Genomic DNA, 21,193 nt, shown 5'->3' with positions numbered 1-21,193 from the left:
CCCTATCCCCACAATTCACTGCGGAAAGGCAGCATAGAATTGTTGTCAAATTCAAAGCCGTGCTCAATATCGTCACTCAGAAGTAACGGGCCGTCTAAATCCACAACCTCGGCCCCTTGAGCCACAACAAATGCAGGGGCCATGCTCAATGAAGATGCCACCATACAGCCGACCATAACACGTAACCCCGCCGCTTCGGCCTTCGCTTTTAGCGCCAAAGCTTCTGTCAAACCACCGGTTTTATCGAGCTTGATGTTAATCATGTCGTATCGACCAATCACATGTTTAAGGCTTGCTTGATCATGGCACGATTCATCGGCACAAATGGTAATTGGCCGTTCTAATCCATCAAGTACATGGTGTTCATCTGCATGGAAAGGCTGTTCAATCATAGAGACGTTTAGCGTCAAAAGCTCTGGAATTAACCGCTGATAAGTCTCGACCGTCCACGCCTCATTGGCATCCAGAATAATCTCTGAATTGGGTGCGCCACGACGCACTGCCTGTACTCGCGCCAAATCTTCCGGACCACCTAACTTCAACTTAAGCAGTGGTCGATGCGAGTGTTTTATGGCGGCTTTTTCCATGCTTTCTGGCGTGTCTAGGGAAAGCGTATACGCCGTCGTTAAGGTTTGGGGGTCCAAACCGGTTTTGTTCCAGATGGATTCACCACTTAGTTTGCAATCTAGGTCCCATAGAGCACAATCCACCGCATTCCGTGCCGCACCAGAAGGGAGTAAAGACTGTAAAGCCTCCCGGCTTATACCCACTTCGATTGCTGTCACAACACCTTGAATCTGTTCTAAAACACTATTTATTGATTCACCATATCGACCATAGGGAACGCACTCACCTCGTCCTTTAACGCCATGATGCTCAATTTCCACGATAATCGTCTCAGCGTGAGTTTTACTGCCTCGGGAAATCGTAAAACTTCCGCGAATAGGCCAACTTTTGGTATAGAGATTAACCTTCATTATATCTCCGTTAATTTATCGACAATACGCGCCACACCTTGACGGAAAGGATCGACCACAGGTAAACCGAGCTCTGACTCGACTTTATCCATGTATTCCATCGCTTCATTTTCGCCTAAGCCAGATGTATTTATAGATACCCCAACAAACTGAACGCTCGGGTTGGTGAGCTTAGCTGTTGCAATATTGGCGTCGATACATGTTTTAAGATCGGGCAATGGATAGCTTGGTAAGCCGCGCATATGAGTGCGGGTTGGCTCGTGACATAAAACTAGCGCATCGGCTTGGGCGCCATGAATCAAACCCGTGGTAACACCCGCAAACGAGGCGTGAAAAAGAGAACCTTGGCCTTCAACTACATCCCAATGCTGCGGATCGTTTTCTGGTGTAATGGTTTCGATTGCCCCAGCAATAAAGTCAGCTACAACACAGTCCGCGCTAACCCCCGTCCCAGTGATTAAAATTCCGGTCTGGCCCGTTGCACGAAAGTCGACGTCCATCCCGCGCGCTTTCATTTCTTTTTCTATCGCAAGAGACGTATACATTTTACCCACAGAACAGTCCGTTCCAACGGTCAACAATCGTTTACCAGAACGTTTGACACCGTTAGCGACAGGATAAACCTGTGTTGGATATCGCACATCAAAAAGTCGACGACCGTGTTGGTTCGCGCACTCTACCAGTTCAGGGATGTCATTCAGCTTATTATGTAACCCAGCGGCGATATCCATTCCTGATTCTAGTGCTTCAATAAGCACGGAAACCCACTGCTCAGAAATAACACCACCTCGGTTAGCAACACCGATAACTAACGTTTTAGCACCTGCTTCGACCGCTTGTGCGACATTCAAATCATCAAGGCCCACATCGGCATTACAACCTTCAAGGCGCAATTGACCAACGCAGTATTCGGGACGCCATGCCTGTATACCTTGCGCAACTTTTGCTGCTAAAGCGTCTGCGGCATCCCCTAAAAATAATAAATATGGCTGTCTCAGTTCCATCTTGCTTTTACTCCTTAAATGTATATCCAGCTATTAATATTAGCGTCACATTAAATTACAGTGCAAAATTCGTGACAACTTGTTAGCACTTTATGGAAAGAATAATCAAAATTACTTTATATTTGCGAAATTTGAGCCCATCAGGCTTTAAAATCAACTAAAAAACTCGACAGATCAGCCATAAGACAAAAAAGTCAAATAGTCCAATAAATACAGGGATTACAATATTTATAACAAATCTAAAATAGGACATTCGATAGATTGTGTTACCGTATCGGTAATTACAAACCTTAACAAAAACACTCTCACGCCGACAGATTGGTCATTTGCTTCAAAAAAAACCATCTATATAGTGATTATCACCATTTACACTTCAACCAAATTTATTAGCCAGTTTTCGTCTCACTTTGATCAAAAAGTGATTTCAACGACCTTTATTGCACAACTTTAAATCAAAACACCCCATTTTAGTGCAAAATATTAACGAGAATCTAATGCCTTTGAAGAAAAACAGGTAACAAAGCCCAAGTTCAAAAAAACAAAGAAGATTAAAATTCTATAAAAAGAAAAATATTTAGAATATAAATTCGCAAAAATAAGAAAGTATTCCTGACCAAACCTACGAAACCCAAAACAAAAGATTAAACCATATTTGGAAGTAATTCATCGCAAAATATCCAGTGCCGTTATTAAATTCCATATGGTATATATATTGCTGAAGGGAATAAGCACACATATATCTGGAAAACTAAATATGGAAAATTTGCAACAGTTTACGAGTCAATCTCAGCTTTGTGAGCACTCTAGAAAGGATTCTATGATCACGGCAGAAGCAGTGATTAATTTAAATGCTCTAAGCAAGAATTACGATGTACTTAAAAGCAAGTCTAATGATAAATCCGTAATTGCTGTTATAAAGGGGGATGCTTACGGCCACAATGCCGTTAAAACAGCGCAGTCACTCCCTCAAGCGGATATGTTTGCGGTTGCTCGAATCGACGAAGCACTTGAACTGAAAAACGTAGGCATCCAACAACCCATTTTGCTGCTTGAAGGCTGCTTTTGTAAGTCGGACCTTGAACTAGCTGCTCGTGAAGGCTTCCATACTGTCATTCATTGTGAAGAACAACTTGACGATCTCAAGCACGCAGAGATTAGCAAAGGGATTGCCGTTTGGTTAAAGATCGATACCGGTATGCACCGAATCGGCATTCAGCCAGAAGAGCTTCAAAACTATGTGGCGAAGCTAGACGCAACAGGAAAAATATTAGGGCCAGTGGGTTTTATGAGCCACTTTAGTAATGCGGATGATCTTTCATCTAATTCAACCCCAAAACAGATAGATCTATTTCTTACCCAAACCGAGAAATACTCTGGTCCCAAAACGTTGGCAAATTCAGCAGGTCTTTTGTATTGGCCAGACTCACACTTGGATTATGTAAGGACAGGCATCTCACTCTACGGCATCTGCCCTAACGAAAATGAGACAGGCCAACAACACGGTTTGCAGCCTGCCATGACGCTGAAATCAAAACTAATAGCGGTTCGTAAACATAAGGCAAACCAACCCGTCGGATATAGTGAAGCATGGACGTCACAACGAGATACTTATATCGGTGTTATCGCGATGGGCTATGGTGACGGTTTCCCCAGAAGTGCCCCCGAGGGAACGCCTGTTTATATTAATGGGAGAACGGTTCCGATTGCTGGTCGGGTTTCTATGGATATGATTACCGTAGACTTAGGTCCGGAGGCTCAGGATAAAGTCGGTGATGCTGTCGAGTTTTGGGGTGAAAACTTGCCCATTGAGCGGGTTGCCAAGCACATAAACACCATCCCTTACGAGCTCATCATTAAACTCACTAAACGTGTCTTCAAAACCTATCTACCTACAATTTGATGCGCTGAGATAGATAGTACATGCCCGAATAGCCATTCTAAGGCCTGTCTTTCTTTATGCACTATGGGTGATTGGTGCCAAATCGCCCATAGTGAAATTCTGTTTCTTATCTTTATCTACCCAGAATAAAAAACCATAATAATCACAACAAAACGAGATAGACACCTGTCTAGATATAATTAAATAGAGAAAGAAAGGTTTTACTATGAAAAAATTAGCTTTATTGACTGCAAGCATCATTATGACTTCGTCTGCATTTGCTTCAAACATCACACTTACAGAGCAAAAAAATGTGGACTTAGGTACATTCCAGAGTAAAGAGCAAGCGTTAGATGCGGGCTTTAATCTATCAGAATCACTACAAAATATGTCGAGTTCAGAGCTAAGAGCCAAGCTGGGCCTATTTACCTATACGAATGTTCATGATGTCAATATTGACGATAGCAACGTTGTGATTGAAGAAGTGGCTTATGCTCGTGATGATATTCAATATCGAGCAATTCTGAATGTCGATTACCACTTTGATGCAATGAGATCTAACGACTAAGATATCTGCATTTTAAGGAATAAATCTGGGGGGAATGGATCGCCCCTATACCCACCGCTTAAAAATACTCATCAACATTTTATGTCGTATAGCTTTCCCAAATAGCTGGACTGCCAATAGTTTGCTCTACGGTTTCAATAAACAACTTGACTAATGGTGGGGGATTGCGATGTGGATAGAGCGCATATAGACCACCGGAGTAAGCAATTTTGTAATCAGGCAATAACCTGATTAAGCCCATTTCATCAATACTTTTGGTGAGCATAAGTTGACCGACAATAGCATAGCCCAACCCAGATTGCGCTCCATGCATTAATAGTTCAACTTCGTTAACGTGATAACGTCCTTTCGCTGTAATCGTAACGGTCTCTTCATCCCTATCCTCATTATCATGAATCGGTGATAGCCGGACTTTGTTCATTTGATAAGAACTATTCGAATAAATCACCGCTGGTAATGCAGCGAGATCTTCAGGCGTTTCTGGATAACCGTAATTAGCAACAAACTCTTTTGATGCGAGTAGTAGTAACTGATGATTTGCAAGTTTTTTTGCGACTAGATTAGAATCCTTCGGACTGCCAATCCTAAATGCAACGTCATAGCGTTCACCAATCAAATCGACGTTTCGGCCTTCCAGAACTATTTCTACCGTAACTTGCGGGTATTTTTTAAGAAAATTAACAGCACAATCTTTAAGATACCTTCTTCCAAAAAGTGTTGTGCAGGAGATTTTAAGGTTACCTCGGGGCGTATCGCTGAAAGTATCAGCCAACTGACGTGTTTTGTCTAACGCATCTCTTACGTGCTGAGCTTGCTTGACGATCTCCTCTCCCGCAGGCGTCAGTGATAAGGAACGAGTTGAGCGATTCAATAATCTAACACCCAACGATTCTTCAAGCTTTCTAATCTGCTTAGAAAGTACAGAGCGGTCAATACCACGCTTATCCGCTGCTTGAGCAAAAGAGCCCTGTTGTGAAACTTCTAGCAACAGCTCGAGTCTACTCGCAAGATCCATTGGTTACCTAAGTAAGTGCTTCTGTTAGACGGGTAAATATACTCAAATGGCGAATTGAAGCAAGCATTTTGCGGCTCTACCCAAATGACCAGTATTACGTGGCCATTTGGGTACTTTATTCCAATTAAGACTTGAACTCACCATGCGGATCAATAACAAATTTCTTCGCTGCACCACCATCAAAGTCGGCATAACCTTGCGGCGCTTGATCAAGCGAAATCATTTGAACATTAACCGCATCTGCAATTTTCACTTTATCAAACAAGATGGATTGCATCAGTCCGCGGTGGTACTTCATCACTGGACACTGGCCCGTATGGAAGGAGTGCGATTTAGCCCAACCAAGACCAAAGCGCATGCTCAGAGCACCGACTTTCGCTGCTTCATCTTCTGCACCTGGATCGTCGGTTACATAAAGGCCAGGGATACCGATAGAACCACCAGCACGTGTTACTTGCATCGCCGAGTTTAGTACGGTTGCTGGTGCCTCTTTCGTGTGTCCGCCACACCCACAGCCGTGCGCTTCAAAACCAACACAATCAACAAAACAATCGACTTCTCGCTCATTTAGAATCGCTTCAATCTTATCTTCCATGCTGCCGTCTTCACGTAGGTCAATCGTTTCACAACCAAAACTACGTGCTTGCTCTAACCGATCTGGAATCATATCACCAACGATGACACACGCTGCGCCTAGAAGCTGTGCCGATACTGCTGCAGCCAAACCAACGGGACCAGCTCCCGCAATGTATACTGTTGAACCGGGGCCAACGCCTGCGGTAACACAACCGTGGAATCCAGTTGGGAAAATATCTGACAACAAAGTCAAATCTTGTATTTTCTCTCTCGCTTGATCTGGGTCTGGGAATTTAAGAAGGTTAAAGTCTGCGTATGGCACCATCACGTACTCAGACTGGCCACCGACCCACCCGCCCATGTCGACATAGCCGTATGCGGCACCTGGACGTGCTGGGTTTACATTCAAGCAAATTCCCGTCATACCAGATTTACAGTTACGACAACGACCACAAGCAATGTTAAATGGCACCGAAACAATATCGCCGACATCAACAAATTCAACGTCACGACCTTTTTCTAAGATAATGCCCGTAATTTCGTGGCCGAGTACGAGACCTTCTTCTGCCGTAGTACGTCCACGAACCATATGCTGATCACTACCACAGATGTTTGTGGTGAGTACTTTCAGAATAACACCGTGCTCACACTTACGGTTGCCCAACGCCAGTTCCGGATAAGGGATAGACTCGACAGCAACTTTGCCCGGGCCTTTGTAAACAACGGCGCGGTTCGATTTTTCGTAGGACATAACGTCTCCTTGTTGAGGCTTATTATAGTTTTGGTGGTTCCATGACCAATCAAATCAACGATGGTGGTTTAATGTGGTAAAAAGTCTCATCCTCAGCTAAATAAAGAATATCTTTTTTAACAGCAACTTAAACCAAACCAACAGCGACTAACTGGTGTGTTTTTGTATGGCTTTCCTGTCGGAGAATAACGCTCAAGTAATGCACACATATGCAGCATTGCGCCACATACTTGTGCATTTGCGACAAAACGAAGATCAATAACGTGATGCTGAGACTAAGCTCACAAAGAGGAAAGAAAGGAAGCGGAATCTTATAACTAGGTCTAACTATACGCACAAAAATAGTGCACAGGCATGCCAAAGAAGGCAGAGGAACTTTGATAATAAACCCATCCGTTCATAAAAAATCCCTCGATTTCAACGTCGAGGGATTGTTCAAAACATTAGAACTGGCTATTTGTCTTAGCGAGACACGGCTCTTGGCTATAAACCAGACGTCATGTGCAAACTATAAAATAATCCACGACCAATTAACTCCGAAGCGATAATCAGTACCAATGCGACCGTTAAGTTAATCGGATTGACAGCAGTTTTGTTGATCATTGGAAGCACCCAAATGAGCATCCCCGCCAACAGCAACAACACTTGAACACTGAGATAACTTCCAAGGCCATCAACCAAATCAGAGGCTTTAACGATCGAGCTTTGAATATCACCAACAAGGTTCATTTTACCCACTGTCACCGCCAGGCTGATTGCAACGGCGACAACTGCGAACATGATGATGTTACGATCTACCGTGAAGCGGCTGTCATTTGCAGCAACAATGACCAACTGCGACAACAATAACCCACACACGGCCATTGTCATGACAAAGCTTAACGGTGTGTAAATATTGAACCACGTAGGGACAGTATTAATCATGTAGACGTTGACCATCGCATACATAAAGATACATCCCAAAATCATCGCTACAACCATCAATGCTTTTTGGATAGCAGCCCCGCCCACTTTCAATACAGAGAGCAGCCACTGTAACCCACCAACAGCAAAGAAAGCCGCCCCAAAGAACACTTCATTGGATAGCCACGCCGAACCCAGTTGATTAAATGAGTTAAATGCGCGTAAAGGAGAGCCTAGATGCGTAATAGAAAACAGAAAGCCGATGCCCATGATTGCCCATAAACCAAACATCGGCACTTTATAGCTGTTAATTTTCTCTTCATCGAACCCCATGACTAGCGAGCGTGCACTTACGAGCAGATATCCACCTACGGCGGTTTGTGCCAGTACGGTGAAGAAGATTAAGGAATACTCATGAAAAATCATCTTACACCTCCTGAGGGTTCGCCAAGTAACCACTGGTATCACCCGTTGGTTTGGCATTTTTGTTCAATTTAATCACGATATTTGGGAACGTAAGATGTGATGATGGCAACGGTGCAACGTCTGCTGTCGAACCATATTTCTCACGTAGAACGTGGATTTCACCAAATTCCAATGCACGTAACGGGCAAGATTCCACACACATCGGCTGTTTGCCTTCAGCCACGCGTTGATAACAACCGTCGCATTTTGTCATGTGCCCTTTTTCCTTATCGAACTGAGGCGCACCATAAGGACACGCGTTAGCGCAGTGCTGACAACCGATACAAACGTCTTCCGCAACCACAACAAGACCGTCTTCTTTGCGTTTATGCATCGCACCCGACGGGCATACTTTGACACACGCAGGATCAGCGCAGTGATTACACGCTATGGATAAATAATAAGAGAACACATCATTTTGAATCCATGTGTCGCCATCTTGCACAAAACCACCGCCTGCGTATTCATACACACGGCGATAGTTTCGCTTCACATCCAAGTCCCGATAATCTTTACAAGCAAGCTGGCAAGTCTTACAACCTGTGCATTTACTTGAATCGATGTAAAAGCCATATTGTTTCATTCCAACCTACCTTATGCCTTATTTGCCAGTTTAATTTCCACCAAGTTGGTGTGTTGAGGGTTGCCTTTCGCTAGTGGGCTCGGACGCTGCGTGGTTAATACATTGATAGACCCTGCATGATCGATTTTCTGACCATCTGGGGAATACCATGCTCCCTCTCCTAATGCGACAACATGCGGTAATATACGTGGCGTGACTTTGGCAGGAATATGCACTTCCCCACGATCGTTGAAGATGCTCACCATATCGCCATTTTTAATGCCTCGGGCTTGCGCATCAATCGGGTTAATCCAGACTTCCTGACGTGCCGCAGCTTTAAGCAAAGCAACATTGCCGTAGGTTGAGTGACAACGTGCTTTGAAGTGGAAGCCCGTCAGTTGTAATGGATACTTGTCGGTCAATGGGTCATTGTGTCCTTCAAACGAATCAACATAGACTGGTAATGGGTGAATCACTTCATCTTCTTTAAGTGTCCACTCTTGCGCCCGTCTAGCCAGTTCTTCTGAGTAGATTTCTATCTTGCCGCTTGGTGTTGTCAGCGGGTTAGCTTCTGGGTCTTTGCGGAAATCTTCGTAAGCAACATAATCACGTTGATACTGACGCTTATAGATCCCTAACTCTTTCATTTTTTCAAAGGTTGGTAGTGACGGATCTAGCTTGCGGGTCTCCGCATACAAGTGTTCTATCCACTCATGTTGCGTGCGGCCCTCAGTAAAGGCTTCACCCACGCCCATTCGTTTGGCGATTTGCGAACACATTTCATAAATGCTTTTCGCTTCGAACTGTGGCTCGATAGCTTGTTGGGCATAGATAAAGTAAGGCGCATTAGATGCTTTACCGTCCATTGCCCAGTCTTCTTGCTCTGACGTCGTCAAATCAGGCAAGATGATGTCTGCGTATTTCGCTGATGAAGTCATGTGGTTGTCGATCACCACAATCATTTCACACGCTTTATCGTCTTGTAAGATTTCATGCGTGCGGTTGATCTGCGCATGTTGGTTAATCAGACAGTTACCTGCGTAGTTCCAAATCATTTTGATTGGATTCGCCAAACGTTCGGCACCGCGAACACCATCAGTTTTATCCGTCATTTCGTGATGGCGATAGATCGCATCTGTCCACAAGAACATCGAAATCGAGGTTTTAACTGGGTTAGGCACGGTGGGAAAGCGCACGAACGGAATATTGATATCACTTTCACGCGCACCAGTCGAACCACCAGACACGCCGACGGAACCTGTGAGCAGTGACAACATTGCGATTGCACGTGACGCTAATTCACCGTTTGCCGTACGCTGCAATCCCCAGCCTTGGTGAATGGCACACGGTTTGTTCGCGCCCATTTCTCGGCCAAGCTTGATGATCGTGTCGACTGGAATACCAGTGATCTTTGATGCCCATGCAGGAGTTTTCTCTACGCCATCTTCGCCAAGTCCTAAGATGTAAGACTTATAGTCACTGTTTTTAGGTGCTGAAGCAGGCAGTGTTTTTTCATCGTACCCAACACAATATTTGTCTAAGAAAGCTTGGTCTACATAATCCTCTGTGATTAACACATGTGCCAAACCCGCGACCAACGCAGCGTCGGTAGATGGACGAATAGGAATCCATTGATCTTCACGTCCACCCGCGGTGTCGGTGTAACGAGGATCAATAATGATAGTGCGAACATTGGATTTATTTTTGCTTTCGACATAATGGTGAATCAAGCCACCACCCGACATCCGTGTTTCCGCTGGGTTATTACCAAACTGGATATTCAGCTTCGCGTTTGCCAGATCGGAGAAAGAGTTATTCAGCGCCCAACCACCATACGTGTGGCTTAAGCCTTCCGCAATTTGCGCTGTCGAGTAGTCCCCGTAATGATTTAAGTAGCCACCGCATAAATTCATCATACGGGCAATCAATGTGGACGCAGGAGGCCAAGACTTAGTCACTGTACCACCCAGCGTCCCTGTACCGTAGTTTAGGTAGATCGAATCATTACCATAGTCTTTAATAAGACGCTGCATCGTGGTTGCGATTTCATCGTACGCTTCATCCCAGCTAATGCGCTTGAACTTGCCTTCACCGCGTTTACCTACTCGCTTCATTGGGTATTTTAGTCGATCAGGATTATAGACTCGGCGACGCATTGAACGCCCACGCAGACAGGCTCTTACTTGTGGACTGTCACCAAAGACATCGTCACCAGTATTATCGGTTTCCACGTATTTGATTTCGCCATTTTGTACATGCATCCGCAGTGGACAGCGAGATCCACAGTTTACGGTACATGCACTCCAAATCACTTTTTCTTCACTTTGAGTAGGTTCAGCAGCACTGACCGAATTGGACTTAAATGGTAAGCTAATGCCGCTGGCTAACGCTGCTACGCTCGCCACCGAGGAACTCGCTTTGATGAAACCACGACGAGTCAGGTTCAATAGCTCCGATTGTTGTTTGCTCTTTGTCATAATTGTATGCCTTAACATTGCTTGCACATAACACTTTAGGGTTAAAACTCCAATTTGAAAATCGCGACTCAATTCACTATTGATTCCAATCAAATCAACACCAAATTTAGTTGTAATTCGGCAATTTTTAGATGCATTTTGTGTCGTGTATGAAACAATCATTTTATTATTCGACAATGCTAATTTATTGAAATGATAATGATTATCCATACGTTAAAATTATTAGGCACACTGTTTTACGAAAAACGAAGCAAAACAGAATCGATTGAAATTGTGAGCGCATTGACCGAAGAAAACGTCCTTCGCCCGCTCACACTTGACGCTCTAGTTTCTTTAGAGCCTGAGCAACTTGAGCACGACTTTAGCGTGCTATTCGAAGGGCTCGGAACCATGCCAGTCCCACCTTGGGGATCGGTCTACTTAGACAAAGAGCAGGTGCTATTTGGGGAATCTAATGTTCAATATCGACTCTTTCTTCAGGCACATGGTTTATGTTTAGACTCAGGTCAAAGAGAGCCAGAAGATCAGTTTGGGCTCATGCTATTAGCCTGTGCTTATTTGTTGGAACAGGGCAACAAAGACGCCGCTTTTGAATTGATTGGTGAGCATTTGATGCCTTGGGCCAATGCCTATCTTGAACAGTTACAGCAGCAGGCACCGAATACGTTTTATCAACATCTCGCAAACGACGCGTCAACTTGGCTACAAAACGTGGTTGAACAAAACGGCATTAACGTCACAGAGAAAAAACTCTATACCCAGCGATAAATGACAAGATGAATGAACAGATAGACAGCAGTCGACGCGTTTTTTTGGGTCGATTTAGACAACCAGTCAAAGATCTGCAACAGCAGGAAGTGACGCCTCGCTCAGTCGCACGTCCACCTCATGCGGTCGACGAGGCGCTGTTTATTCGCCTTTGTGATGGCTGTGGCGAATGTGTCAAAGCTTGCTCGAATAGCGTGATTGAGCTGTCTGATCATCTAGCCCAACTCAATCTGGATTATAATGAGTGCAGTTTATGTGGTGAATGTATTGATGCTTGTCCCACCGATGCCCTTAACGCATGCGTGGAATTGGATATTAATTTGCGTCCGCACTTTGCACAAAGCTGTAACAACTACCTTCAAATGGAATGCCAGCAATGCACGGAGTCCTGTCCTCAATCGGCCATTACGATTCAAACCGACGAACTTCCAGAAATTAACAATGAATTATGCAATGGTTGCGGGCAGTGCCGCCCCCAATGTTATGTCAGCGCTATCACTATGCAGTTGTATAACAAACAAAACTAATCTGACGACTTTCTTAACAATAACTCTATCGTCCAAGTAGCCAATCAAGTATCGACGACACCATTGATCTTTTCAATAAGACTAGCGAATATTGCTCGCCCTACCGGAGTGAGTTCATCAGGAAAATCATAATCCGGGTTGTGTAACTGCGGGCTATTCTGACCCGATCCGAGAACAAACATCGCGCCTTGCTTCGCCACAGCGGTAAACTGCCCAAAATCTTCTGACCAACGCATCGGCTCATCGAGTATCGTGCAAGGCGTGTTAGTATCCTGGCAGGCTTGTACAACCAGTTCACAGCCTAACTCTGAATTCACACTAGCTTGGAAAACATCCTGCCACTCAAGATCCCAACTCAAACCATGACGTTCTGCGCTTTCTTTCGCTAAAGCGGTTGCAGCTTCAACCAAGGTTTCCATTGCACCGTTACTTTCGCTTCGCAGTGTTGCCATCACCACCGCCTCTCCAGGTGCGGTACCAAACGCCACTTCACCCAATTTGGCATGAATGACGGTGACCCAGCACCGTTCATCAAGAGTGCCCGGCAACACATTCAATTCCTTAATAATATCGCACATTGCTATAGCAGGGCTGATGCCGTTTTCTGGATGTGCAGCGTGGGAGGTTTTGCCCGTCAAACGAATAATCAGTCCACGAGAAGCGCAATTGAAAGGGCCTGCTTTAACGGCCACATGCCCCAAGGGCAAACTAGGGTAATTGTGCAGAGCAAAAGCGAAATCAGGCATCAGTTCAGAGAACGCGGGGGCATTCACCATATTAATTGCCCCTTCACCAGTCTCTTCAGCAGGCTGAAAAGCAAGTACAACCCGCCCTTTTTCTGGTCGCTGCGTACTCAGAAACTCCCCCAACGATGATACAATCGCCATATGTCCGTCGTGCCCACATTTATGTGATACGCCTTGGTGGACAGAGCGATGAGCGAAAGTATTTGTTTCTTCGATGGGTAAAGCATCAAGCTCACATCGAATTAATGTGGTCGGGCCCGGACTCATGCCTTGATAAACGAATGCAATACCATGCCCACCGAGCCCAGTCATCACCCTATCTGGAGAGAATTGAGAAAATTGCTCAACGATACGTTGCGCGGTTGCACACTCTTGATTAGACAACTCAGGAAATTGATGCAGCGTTTGACGAAAATCATTCCAGCAAATATTAGCCATAAACTCGGGCCCTCTGTACTCATTTCGGATCTGGAACTCGGGTGACATCACCGTTATCCAACTGAATGTATGTTCAAGGGCTATCATACTACCTGTCTTTAGAAGTTGAAATCCAGTGTCGACTAGTGGTGTTCTAGCTTCTACATATTACAGCGATTTGGGTATATACTACCCAGTATACAGCCGTAATGGTTAATCAACTTTACTCTATGCTTATCAATACTTTCTTTTTATACGCGCATTCCTTTGTTAAGCGAGTGACGCTATGTGCTTTGATACTCGGCCCCGTATTCACGACGATAGCCGTAGCAGAAGAGTCAAGCCACAAAGAGCGAATCTGTGCGATTTATCCTCACTTAAAAGACTCATATTGGTTATCCGTTAACTATGGAATGGTGACGGAAGCAAAAAAGCACAATGTTAGCTTGAGAGTCTTAGAATCTGGTGGTTACCCAAACAAAGCTCGACAAGAAAAGCAGCTCGCAACCTGTGTTGAGTGGGGGGCAGATGCTATTATTCTCGGTACGGTCGATCCTGACGCTTATCAGCATAACTTGGATCATTGGGTAGGTGAGACGCCCGTTTTTGCGCTAGTAAACCAACTTAACCTAGACGAAAAGCAAGCGCATCTGCTCAAAGGAACGGTAGGCGTTGATTGGTATTGGATGGGGTTTGAAGCTGGAAAGTATTTGGCTAATAAACACCCAAAAGGTTCAGGAGAAACCAATGTCGCTTTACTCCTCGGCCCTCGAACTCGCGGTGGAACTAAGCCGGTTGCAGCCGGCCTTTATGCCGCACTAAATGGCAGCGACGTTCATATCGTTGAGTCCTACTGGGCAGACAATGATAAAGAGTTACAACGTAATCTAGTCCAACGCGTCATTGATTCAGGCAATGCTCAATATATTGTAGGCAGCGCTGTTGCTATAGAAGCCGCTATCAGCGAGGTTCGTCACGCGAACAAGAGCAATCAGCTTGGACTGGTGTCCGTTTACCTGAGTCATGGTGTTTACCGTGGATTATTGCGAAAAAAAGTTCTTTTCGCTGCGACAGACAAGATGGTTCTACAAGGTCGCCTCGTAGTAACTCAGGCGATGCATTATTTGCGCAGCCAACCCTATGATAAAAAAGCGGTCCCCAAGATTTCTCCGCTAACACCAAATACTCTTCACACCGACACGATTGAAGAATCGTTATCTCCATCCGCATATCGACCAACTTTCAGCGTAAATCCTGTTGATTGATGAAGAAAAAAAGTGTTTGATAACTTCAGATAAAAACGAATAACTGGAAATAACTTGATGCAAAAAACAACTCGTACCATGCCTGCAAATAAACACATCGCGTTAGTCGCCCACGACAACTATAAACCGGAGCTACTTCGTTGGGTGAAAGAAAACAAAGAAAAGCTTCAGGGGCATTTTTTGTACGCGACAGGGACAACTGGTCACATGCTAAGCAAAGAGACAGGCTTGGCGATAAAAAGCATGATCAGTGGTCCAATGGGCGGCGACCAACAACTTGGCGCTCTGATCTCTGAAGGAAAAATTGACGTGCTTATCTTTTTCTGGGATCCACTCAATGCCGTTCCTCATGATCCAGACGTAAAAGCTTTACTTCGTATAGCCAGCGTGTGGAATATTCCCGTCGCAACTAACCGCGCAACCGCCAAGTTCTTGTTTAACTCACCATTGATCCAACAAGAAGTCGATATTGAAGTGCCGGATTACGAAGCCTACTTAGCGGAAAGAACATAAAACAGTAAAGTTTCTAGGATCCTAGGTGAAAAAGATCCTAGGTCCCAGGAAAACACAGGACGCTTCGCTTACGGAATACGGAATACGGAATACGGAATACGGAATACGGAATACGGAATACGGAATACGGAATACGGAATACGGAATACGGAATACGGAATACGGAATACGGAATACGGAATACGGAATACGGAATACGGAATACGGAATACGGAATACGGAATACGGAATACTTTCAACGAGTTAATGTTGATGTCAAGCACTATAATTTCAACAAACACCCCTAGAACCTAGGACCTTTTTCCCCTAGGACCTTCCCTGTATTCAGTAAGCGAAGCGCTCCGTAATCCAAAACACAAATACAAATACAAACCTAACGTTAAACGCACAAGTATCAGCAAACTCCTCTAGGACCTAGGATCCTATAACCTAGGACCTTTTCCCCACCTAGGACCTTTCTTTTCCCTAGGGGCTTTGTTCCCCCTACCGCGACGTAACAATGGGATAATCCCCATCCACCAGCTCTTGTACAAACGCGGAGCCCGCCCCAGTGTGAGTCACCCACACTTTTTCTTTTGCTCGCGTAATGGCGACATAGAACAAACGACGCTCCTCAGCGTGCGGGTATTCATCTTTCGACTCCGTTAGCGCGCCATCGATGTGAACTTGTTTCTTCTTCGCAGGGAACTGCCCTTCATCCACTGACAGAATAATCACAAAGTCTGCCTCACGACCTTTACTCGCATGGCAAGTCATGAATCGAATATCTAGATTAGGGAAGCGTCGCACCCAGTCATCGTATAGATCCGGTTTATGGTAATGATTACGTCCCAGCAACAACACTGACTTGGTTTTCTTCGCTTGTTGATTAAGCTGATCGAGAATTTTTTCGACCTGATTGCTTGGTGCAGTATGTACACTCTTCTGCTTACGCTGTTTGTGGCTATTCAGGGTCTTCGCTATCTGAGCAGGGTTCTGCTGTACGAACGTATTGGCGACATCACCAATCTGATTGTTAAAACGGTAGGTCGTATCAAGATGATGCACCGTCGAGTGTGCAAAACGCTGCTTAAAGCCCGTGGTTAAATCCACGTCAGCCCCTGCAAACTGATAAATCGCTTGCCAATCATCGCCCACAGCAAACAGGGTTGCGCCTTTTTGCTTCTGCGTAGAAGCAGACAGAGCTTCAACCAACGCTAATCGGTCTGGAGAGATATCTTGGTATTCATCCACCATGATAAATCGCCAAGGCGAGATAAACTTACCTTTGACCACATATTCTGTGGCGCGGCTGATCATGGTTGGAAAATCAACGTGATTACTCTCTTTGAGCATTTTTTGCCACGCAGTAAAACATGGCCAACAAAGTGCCAACTCACTATTCAAACGCGTATAGTCTGGATGATCGACCAGCTTTTCTTGTACCTGTTTTTTGGTTAAACCTATCGCTGCGAGCTGTGATAGTTGTGAATCTAACCACGCAATCAGTTTTGGGTTTTCAGAATGGCTACCGAGTTCGTCGTCGCCTTTCAAATAAGCAATTGGCCATTTATCGAGGTGTTTTTGCCAACGTTTGAAGTTAGTTGGTGTCATCCAGTGTTTTTTCAGCCAATCAATACACCACGCCGAACGTTGATTATCATCCAGCGCCAATGGCGTAATTTCAACTGGTTGTGATTCAACTTGATTTAATATGTACAAACCAAGCTGATGGAAGGTATTTATTCGCGTACCATCCGCTGCCATCCCTACCTTGTTGATTAAACGCTCTTTCATTTCTGCAGCCGCATCACGCCCAAACGCTAGCATCAATAACTCTTCGGCCTGAGCTTGGTGACTTTGTAATAAATACGCCACGCGCGCAGTGAGAACGCTAGTTTTACCCGATCCCGCGCCAGCCAAAACCAAGTTGTGATCATCGTTAAGTAGAACCGCGTACTGTTGAGAGACGTTGAGTGGAGACGATTCAATTTGATTGAAGAGCACTTCCCAATTCGGGCGCTCATTTTCTAACCATTCCTGATTACGTACATCCAACGCTTGCGAGGTATCCACCAGCCAAGGTTCAATTTCTGCCATACGATTCGGCATGCGCATTTTGGCTTCTTCTAAACTGGTTTTTATCTCAACTAATTCGTCGTTAACCCGCTCGACCCAAGACAAAACCTGAGAATGCGAAAGGTAGGTCGGCACATGTTTTAGTTGATGAAGGTCCGCTTCCCACTTCGGTAAATACTCCGCCAATTTTCGGCACTGATTGTTGTGCCACTCTTGATATTGACGTACCGCCTCAACAGCAAAGTTTCGACACTGAGGCCAAGGTAAACCTTGAACTAGCCAACTTTGCTGTTTACCTTCTTGTTCGTGAGCGAAAAATTGCAGTGCGCTCCAAACCAGTCCGCGTTTCACCTTCACGTTTCCATTCCACACCGTAAATGGTATGTGCTCTTCACTACCAATAGAGCTTAATAAAACACTGTTCTCTTTTATCTCGACATGATGGTATTCATTTTGAATAAAAAATTGTGCTTTGCTGGTGGCAGTGAGCTGCATGAAACGTGTGCCTTTTTGATTGGAAGTTATCGGTTTATATCATTTTGAGGCGTTAAATTGTAGCGATGGAATGTCCCAAAATCTGCATCGGTATACATTCTTTTTAAAAATTCACATTACTGCTGATTTTGTGAACAGAATAATCCCCTGGGACTATAAGGATTTGGTTCAACGTCAATAGCTTGCTAATATTCGTCTGTTTTCATTAAAAATACACGCCATCCGGACTCGCGTGAAAAACGAAAGGCTTAACGTGCAAGCAGCTTCCAAATTTAGGCTCTATTGGGCTAATAAAACCGTCAATTACAGCATTCTCATACTGATAACACTTCTTGGGGTTGTGATTCCTGCGTGGTATTACGGGCAGAATACGCTTATCACTCCCCTAATCCTTGGAGTTATTGCTGCCGCTCTGGCAGAAAGTGATGACAGCTTCACCGGACGGCTCAAAGCACTGGTTCTCACGTTTCTCTGTTTCGCACTCGCGGCATTTTCTATAGAGATACTGTTCAATACCCCTTGGCTGTTTGCTGCTGGGCTGTTTATTTCGACTTTCGGGTTTATCATGCTTGGAGCAATAGGCCCTAAATACGCCAGTATTGCGTTTGGCTCCCTACTGATTGCTATTTACACCATGCTCGGCGCGCACGAAAGCACTAATATTTGGTTCCAACCGGTCTTGTTGTTAACCGGAGCGGCATGGTATTACTTGATGTCGATGATTTGGCAAATGTTTTGGCCTTTACAACCAGTCCAACAAAGCTTAGCAACGGTATTCTTTCAGCTCGCTAATTATTTGGATGCAAAAGCGAAGCTGTTTCACCCCGTGACAAACTTAACACCACAACCGATGCGCATAGAAGCTGCGAAACTGAATGCTGCGACTGTCACTGCGCTTAATGCATGTAAAGCCACGCTGGTGAACCGTTCCAAACGAGGTCACGTTGATGGCCCGAGTGATCGGTTTCTCAATATTTACTTTATTGCGCAGGACATTCATGAGCGAGTCAGCTCCAGTCATTACCGCTATCAAGATTTATCCTCCGAATTTGAACGGTCAGACGTCCTGTTTCGTTTTAAAGATCTTCTCGAATCACAGGCCAAAGCCTGCCGAGATATCGCTCAAGCGATTCAACTTGGTACCGAATACTCACATACCTCAGAGTCGATTTTAGCCTTGGCGGAGCTGCAAAACTCCCTCGCCTATCTAGAAGAACAAAACCAAGGGCACTGGAAGCGTCTGCTCATGCAGCTGACCTATTTATTCAATAACTTAGCGACCGTTGAAAAACAGCTCAATAATATCAACAATCCAGATGCTGAAGGCCTAGAGGAAGATGTGTTGGCGGACAACAACCCACACACATTAAAGGCGATGTGGCAAAGTATCTCAGCTAATCTACATAAGGACTCAATGCTGTTTCGACACGCGCTGCGTATGTCGATCACATTAACATTAGGCTACGGGATCATTCAGTTTTTCAACATTGACCGTGGCTACTGGATTTTATTAACGACGCTGTTTGTTTGTCAGCCAAATTACAGTGCAACACGTCAAAAACTGACGTTGAGAGTCATTGGTACGATTGTCGGTTTACTTGTTGGGGTACCGCTGCTGACGTTCTTCCCTTCTCAAGAGAGCCAACTGGTGTTTATCGTGATTTCCGGTGTGATGTTTTTTGCCTTTAGGATGAACAATTACGCTTATGCAACTGGATTTATCACCCTATTGGTGCTGTTCTTATTCAATCAACTTGGAGAAGGCTACGCAGTGGTACTGCCACGCCTGGCTGATACCCTTATTGGTTGTGTATTAGCCGTGGCAGCCGTGACACTTATTTTACCAGACTGGCAATCGAGAAGACTTCATAAAGTGATGTCCGACGCGATTGATGCCAACAAGCAGTATCTTGCTCAAATCATTGCTCAATATCGAGTTGGGAAAAAGGATGACCTAAGTTATCGAGTTGCTCGTCGTCAGGCCCACAATAGTGACGCTAGCCTTTCGGCCGCCATCAGTACAATGCTTGTCGAGCCGGGCAAATACCGAGCTGCAATAGATGAAAGCTTCCGTTTTTTAACGCTCAACCATGCCATGTTGAATTACATCTCGGCACTTGGTGCGCACCGTACCCGCCTAGACGATGAGTCAACTCATAAACTGATTTTGGACTCACACCGTTGTATCCACCAACATTTAGACGTACTGCATCAACAATTACATCAACATAGTGAAACCTGTGATTTATCAAGCATAGACGACACGGGATTGGAACAGCGTTTAAATGAATGGAGAGAGGAAGACGATAGTTCTGCCAGAATGGTATTACAACAACTTCACCTTATTTATCGGATGCTGCCAGAGCTTCACTCATTGGCGAACAAGTTTGCCTCTAGGGTTAAATAAAACATAGGAGAAAACTCACAAGCTATTTAACATAAGCTGACAAAGCTCGGACATTAAAAAACCGTCTAATTACTATCCTATTTCTATAAGATTGGTTGCGTATCTGAAGTCATTTCCTAAGTACGACAACCACAATTGGCTTAAGTGGGTAATAGATATGATGACAACTCAACAGTTTAATGAACTTAAGAGCAAACTGAGCGAGCTCACCACTCATCAGCTCAAGTCTCTTCAGGGAGAAATCAACTCAACGTTGAATGAAAAACAAGAGCCTGTGCTAACCACTGAAGAACGAGAAATGCTATCTCAGCTGTTTGTCTAATTCTTACCAAGCGATCAATTTACACCTAATTGGCCGTCTCTTTCTTTACTCACGCTTTTATCAAGCACTTGCATGTTCGACATTCACTTCCTATTCTAACAACTAGATTCCAACGGAGTGAATGACATGCCAGTATCAGGGCTACAATCTGGACATCAACTGATTCAACTGTCGCAGCAAATGGCAGATAAAGCATCAGAACAGATTAATCATAACGCCAGTAAACCCTCACAAGATCTCGCTTTCAATAAAGTTGAGTCAATGCCCGAGCAAGACTCAGGCCTTTCATCGTCTGGCATTCAACCCGCTTACAATTCTCATTCTTCACTCACAGAACCGCTACTCAACCTCACCCAAGCGGCCAGTTATAACCGTATTGGTGCTTCTGTTGTTGATAAAAACAACGAGGTCATTGGCAGTCTACTCGATATTCATGTCTAACATTTTTATATTTGAATATCTTGTCTACATTTAAACAGCGAATCAAACCTAGTATTT

The 21,193-nt window shown here is 44.7% G+C and carries 19 protein-coding genes; 9 read left to right on the top strand and 10 right to left on the bottom strand.

Going from position 1 to position 21,193, the window contains the following annotated elements; translation table 11 throughout:
* Positions 1-2: 2 nt before the first annotated feature.
* Together dgcA and dgcN are read right to left on the bottom strand one after the other, a co-directional pair.
* On the bottom strand, positions 3-977 hold the full coding sequence (gene dgcA / locus ONE56_RS15750) for an N-acetyl-D-Glu racemase DgcA (protein WP_423841022.1): 975 nt from the start codon (positions 975-977) through the stop codon (positions 3-5).
* Entirely contained in the window at positions 977-1,981 is a 1,005-nt protein-coding gene (gene dgcN / locus ONE56_RS15745) for an N-acetyltransferase DgcN (RefSeq protein WP_423841021.1), read from the bottom strand. The genes dgcA and dgcN overlap by 1 nt, the downstream gene beginning before the upstream one ends.
* Before the next feature lie 817 nt (positions 1,982-2,798).
* Here dgcN and alr point away from each other — a divergent pair.
* Positions 2,799-3,881 carry an alanine racemase gene (gene alr / locus ONE56_RS15740; RefSeq protein ID WP_423841142.1) on the top strand — a complete coding sequence of 361 codons (1,083 nt, stop codon included), beginning with the start codon at positions 2,799-2,801 and terminating at the stop codon, positions 3,879-3,881.
* Between the two features lie 205 nt (positions 3,882-4,086).
* Positions 4,087-4,428, top strand: a complete 342-nt coding sequence (locus ONE56_RS15735) for a DUF3316 domain-containing protein (protein ID WP_041154528.1) — start codon at positions 4,087-4,089, stop codon at positions 4,426-4,428.
* A 79-nt stretch (positions 4,429-4,507) separates the two neighbouring features.
* Here ONE56_RS15735 and ONE56_RS15730 read toward each other — a convergent pair whose 3' ends face one another.
* The 5 genes from ONE56_RS15730 to ONE56_RS15710 all read right to left on the bottom strand — a co-directional run bounded on the left by ONE56_RS15730 (position 4,508) and on the right by ONE56_RS15710 (position 11,177).
* Positions 4,508-5,443: a LysR family transcriptional regulator gene (locus ONE56_RS15730; RefSeq protein WP_041154527.1), complete on the bottom strand. Its 936-nt coding sequence runs from the start codon at positions 5,441-5,443 to the stop codon at positions 4,508-4,510.
* A 124-nt stretch (positions 5,444-5,567) separates the two neighbouring features.
* Positions 5,568-6,770 carry a formaldehyde dehydrogenase, glutathione-independent gene (gene fdhA / locus ONE56_RS15725; RefSeq protein ID WP_041154526.1) on the bottom strand — a complete coding sequence of 401 codons (1,203 nt, stop codon included), beginning with the start codon at positions 6,768-6,770 and terminating at the stop codon, positions 5,568-5,570.
* A 483-nt stretch (positions 6,771-7,253) separates the two neighbouring features.
* Complete coding sequence (locus ONE56_RS15720; RefSeq protein ID WP_423841020.1) at positions 7,254-8,099, bottom strand: dimethyl sulfoxide reductase anchor subunit family protein; 846 nt, start codon at positions 8,097-8,099, stop codon at positions 7,254-7,256.
* 1 nt (position 8,100) lies between these two features.
* On the bottom strand, positions 8,101-8,721 hold the full coding sequence (locus ONE56_RS15715) for a DMSO/selenate family reductase complex B subunit (RefSeq protein ID WP_041154524.1): 621 nt from the start codon (positions 8,719-8,721) through the stop codon (positions 8,101-8,103).
* Positions 8,722-8,732: 11 nt separating this feature from the next.
* Positions 8,733-11,177: a DmsA/YnfE/YnfF family dimethyl sulfoxide reductase gene (locus ONE56_RS15710; protein ID WP_041154523.1), complete on the bottom strand. Its 2,445-nt coding sequence runs from the start codon at positions 11,175-11,177 to the stop codon at positions 8,733-8,735.
* A gap of 198 nt (positions 11,178-11,375) precedes the next feature.
* Here ONE56_RS15710 and ONE56_RS15705 point away from each other — a divergent pair, with 198 nt between their 5' ends.
* Positions 11,376-11,945, top strand: coding sequence for a molecular chaperone TorD family protein (locus ONE56_RS15705; RefSeq protein ID WP_423841019.1), 570 nt, complete (start codon positions 11,376-11,378; stop codon positions 11,943-11,945).
* Positions 11,946-11,953: 8 nt separating this feature from the next.
* Positions 11,954-12,472 (top strand): ferredoxin-type protein NapF, encoded by a 519-nt coding sequence (gene napF / locus ONE56_RS15700; protein ID WP_423841018.1) that lies wholly within the window; start codon positions 11,954-11,956, stop codon positions 12,470-12,472.
* Between the two features lie 44 nt (positions 12,473-12,516).
* Here the strand turns inward: napF and ONE56_RS15695 are convergent, their stop codons facing one another.
* Entirely contained in the window at positions 12,517-13,656 is a 1,140-nt protein-coding gene (locus ONE56_RS15695) for an amidohydrolase (protein WP_423841017.1), read from the bottom strand.
* A 209-nt stretch (positions 13,657-13,865) separates the two neighbouring features.
* Between ONE56_RS15695 and torT the strand changes: the two genes are divergently transcribed.
* Together torT and ONE56_RS15685 are read left to right on the top strand one after the other, a co-directional pair.
* A complete protein-coding gene (gene torT / locus ONE56_RS15690) occupies positions 13,866-14,900 on the top strand; it encodes a TMAO reductase system periplasmic protein TorT (RefSeq protein ID WP_423841141.1) in 1,035 nt (344 codons plus the stop codon).
* Positions 14,901-14,957: 57 nt separating this feature from the next.
* Complete coding sequence (locus tag ONE56_RS15685; RefSeq protein WP_041154519.1) at positions 14,958-15,413, top strand: methylglyoxal synthase; 456 nt, start codon at positions 14,958-14,960, stop codon at positions 15,411-15,413.
* A 68-nt stretch (positions 15,414-15,481) separates the two neighbouring features.
* Here the strand turns inward: ONE56_RS15685 and ONE56_RS15680 are convergent, their stop codons facing one another.
* Both ONE56_RS15680 and helD read right to left on the bottom strand, forming a co-directional pair.
* A complete protein-coding gene (locus ONE56_RS15680; protein ID WP_423841016.1) occupies positions 15,482-15,694 on the bottom strand; it encodes a hypothetical protein in 213 nt (70 codons plus the stop codon).
* 202 nt (positions 15,695-15,896) lie between these two features.
* Positions 15,897-17,966 (bottom strand): DNA helicase IV, encoded by a 2,070-nt coding sequence (gene helD, locus ONE56_RS15675; protein ID WP_041154514.1) that lies wholly within the window; start codon positions 17,964-17,966, stop codon positions 15,897-15,899.
* A 253-nt stretch (positions 17,967-18,219) separates the two neighbouring features.
* Between helD and yccS the strand changes: the two genes are divergently transcribed.
* The 3 genes from yccS (at position 18,220) to ONE56_RS15660 (ending at position 21,136) form a co-directional block, all read left to right on the top strand.
* Positions 18,220-20,373, top strand: coding sequence for a YccS family putative transporter (gene yccS / locus ONE56_RS15670; RefSeq protein WP_423841015.1), 2,154 nt, complete (start codon positions 18,220-18,222; stop codon positions 20,371-20,373).
* Positions 20,374-20,530: 157 nt separating this feature from the next.
* The gene (locus ONE56_RS15665; RefSeq protein WP_331438849.1) at positions 20,531-20,695 is read left to right on the top strand and encodes a hypothetical protein; all 165 of its coding nucleotides are present in this window, start codon (positions 20,531-20,533) and stop codon (positions 20,693-20,695) included.
* A 126-nt stretch (positions 20,696-20,821) separates the two neighbouring features.
* Entirely contained in the window at positions 20,822-21,136 is a 315-nt protein-coding gene (locus ONE56_RS15660) for a hypothetical protein (protein ID WP_423841014.1), read from the top strand.
* Positions 21,137-21,193: the final 57 nt, after the last annotated feature.

The sequence above is a fragment of the Vibrio mytili genome (assembly GCF_049563345.1).
GTDB lineage: Bacteria > Pseudomonadota > Gammaproteobacteria > Enterobacterales > Vibrionaceae > Vibrio > Vibrio mytili.
This window is presented reverse-complemented; position numbering and strand designations above follow the sequence as displayed.

What these genes read in the sequence shown, in the direction of transcription:
- dgcA (WP_423841022.1), bottom strand. Translation starts at nt 977, where the DNA reads ATGAAGGTTAATCTCTATACCAAAAGTTGGCCTATTCGCGGAAGTTTT.
- dgcN (WP_423841021.1), bottom strand. Translation starts at nt 1,981, where the DNA reads ATGGAACTGAGACAGCCATATTTATTATTTTTAGGGGATGCCGCAGAC.
- alr (WP_423841142.1), top strand. Translation starts at nt 2,799, where the DNA reads ATGATCACGGCAGAAGCAGTGATTAATTTAAATGCTCTAAGCAAGAAT.
- ONE56_RS15735 (WP_041154528.1), top strand. Translation starts at nt 4,087, where the DNA reads ATGAAAAAATTAGCTTTATTGACTGCAAGCATCATTATGACTTCGTCT.
- ONE56_RS15730 (WP_041154527.1), bottom strand. Translation starts at nt 5,443, where the DNA reads ATGGATCTTGCGAGTAGACTCGAGCTGTTGCTAGAAGTTTCACAACAG.
- fdhA (WP_041154526.1), bottom strand. Translation starts at nt 6,770, where the DNA reads ATGTCCTACGAAAAATCGAACCGCGCCGTTGTTTACAAAGGCCCGGGC.
- ONE56_RS15720 (WP_423841020.1), bottom strand. Translation starts at nt 8,099, where the DNA reads ATGATTTTTCATGAGTATTCCTTAATCTTCTTCACCGTACTGGCACAA.
- ONE56_RS15715 (WP_041154524.1), bottom strand. Translation starts at nt 8,721, where the DNA reads ATGAAACAATATGGCTTTTACATCGATTCAAGTAAATGCACAGGTTGT.
- ONE56_RS15710 (WP_041154523.1), bottom strand. Translation starts at nt 11,177, where the DNA reads ATGACAAAGAGCAAACAACAATCGGAGCTATTGAACCTGACTCGTCGT.
- ONE56_RS15705 (WP_423841019.1), top strand. Translation starts at nt 11,376, where the DNA reads ATGATTATCCATACGTTAAAATTATTAGGCACACTGTTTTACGAAAAA.
- napF (WP_423841018.1), top strand. Translation starts at nt 11,954, where the DNA reads ATGAATGAACAGATAGACAGCAGTCGACGCGTTTTTTTGGGTCGATTT.
- ONE56_RS15695 (WP_423841017.1), bottom strand. Translation starts at nt 13,656, where the DNA reads ATGGCTAATATTTGCTGGAATGATTTTCGTCAAACGCTGCATCAATTT.
- torT (WP_423841141.1), top strand. Translation starts at nt 13,866, where the DNA reads ATGCTTATCAATACTTTCTTTTTATACGCGCATTCCTTTGTTAAGCGA.
- ONE56_RS15685 (WP_041154519.1), top strand. Translation starts at nt 14,958, where the DNA reads ATGCAAAAAACAACTCGTACCATGCCTGCAAATAAACACATCGCGTTA.
- helD (WP_041154514.1), bottom strand. Translation starts at nt 17,966, where the DNA reads ATGCAGCTCACTGCCACCAGCAAAGCACAATTTTTTATTCAAAATGAA.
- ONE56_RS15665 (WP_331438849.1), top strand. Translation starts at nt 20,531, where the DNA reads ATGATGACAACTCAACAGTTTAATGAACTTAAGAGCAAACTGAGCGAG.
- ONE56_RS15660 (WP_423841014.1), top strand. Translation starts at nt 20,822, where the DNA reads ATGCCAGTATCAGGGCTACAATCTGGACATCAACTGATTCAACTGTCG.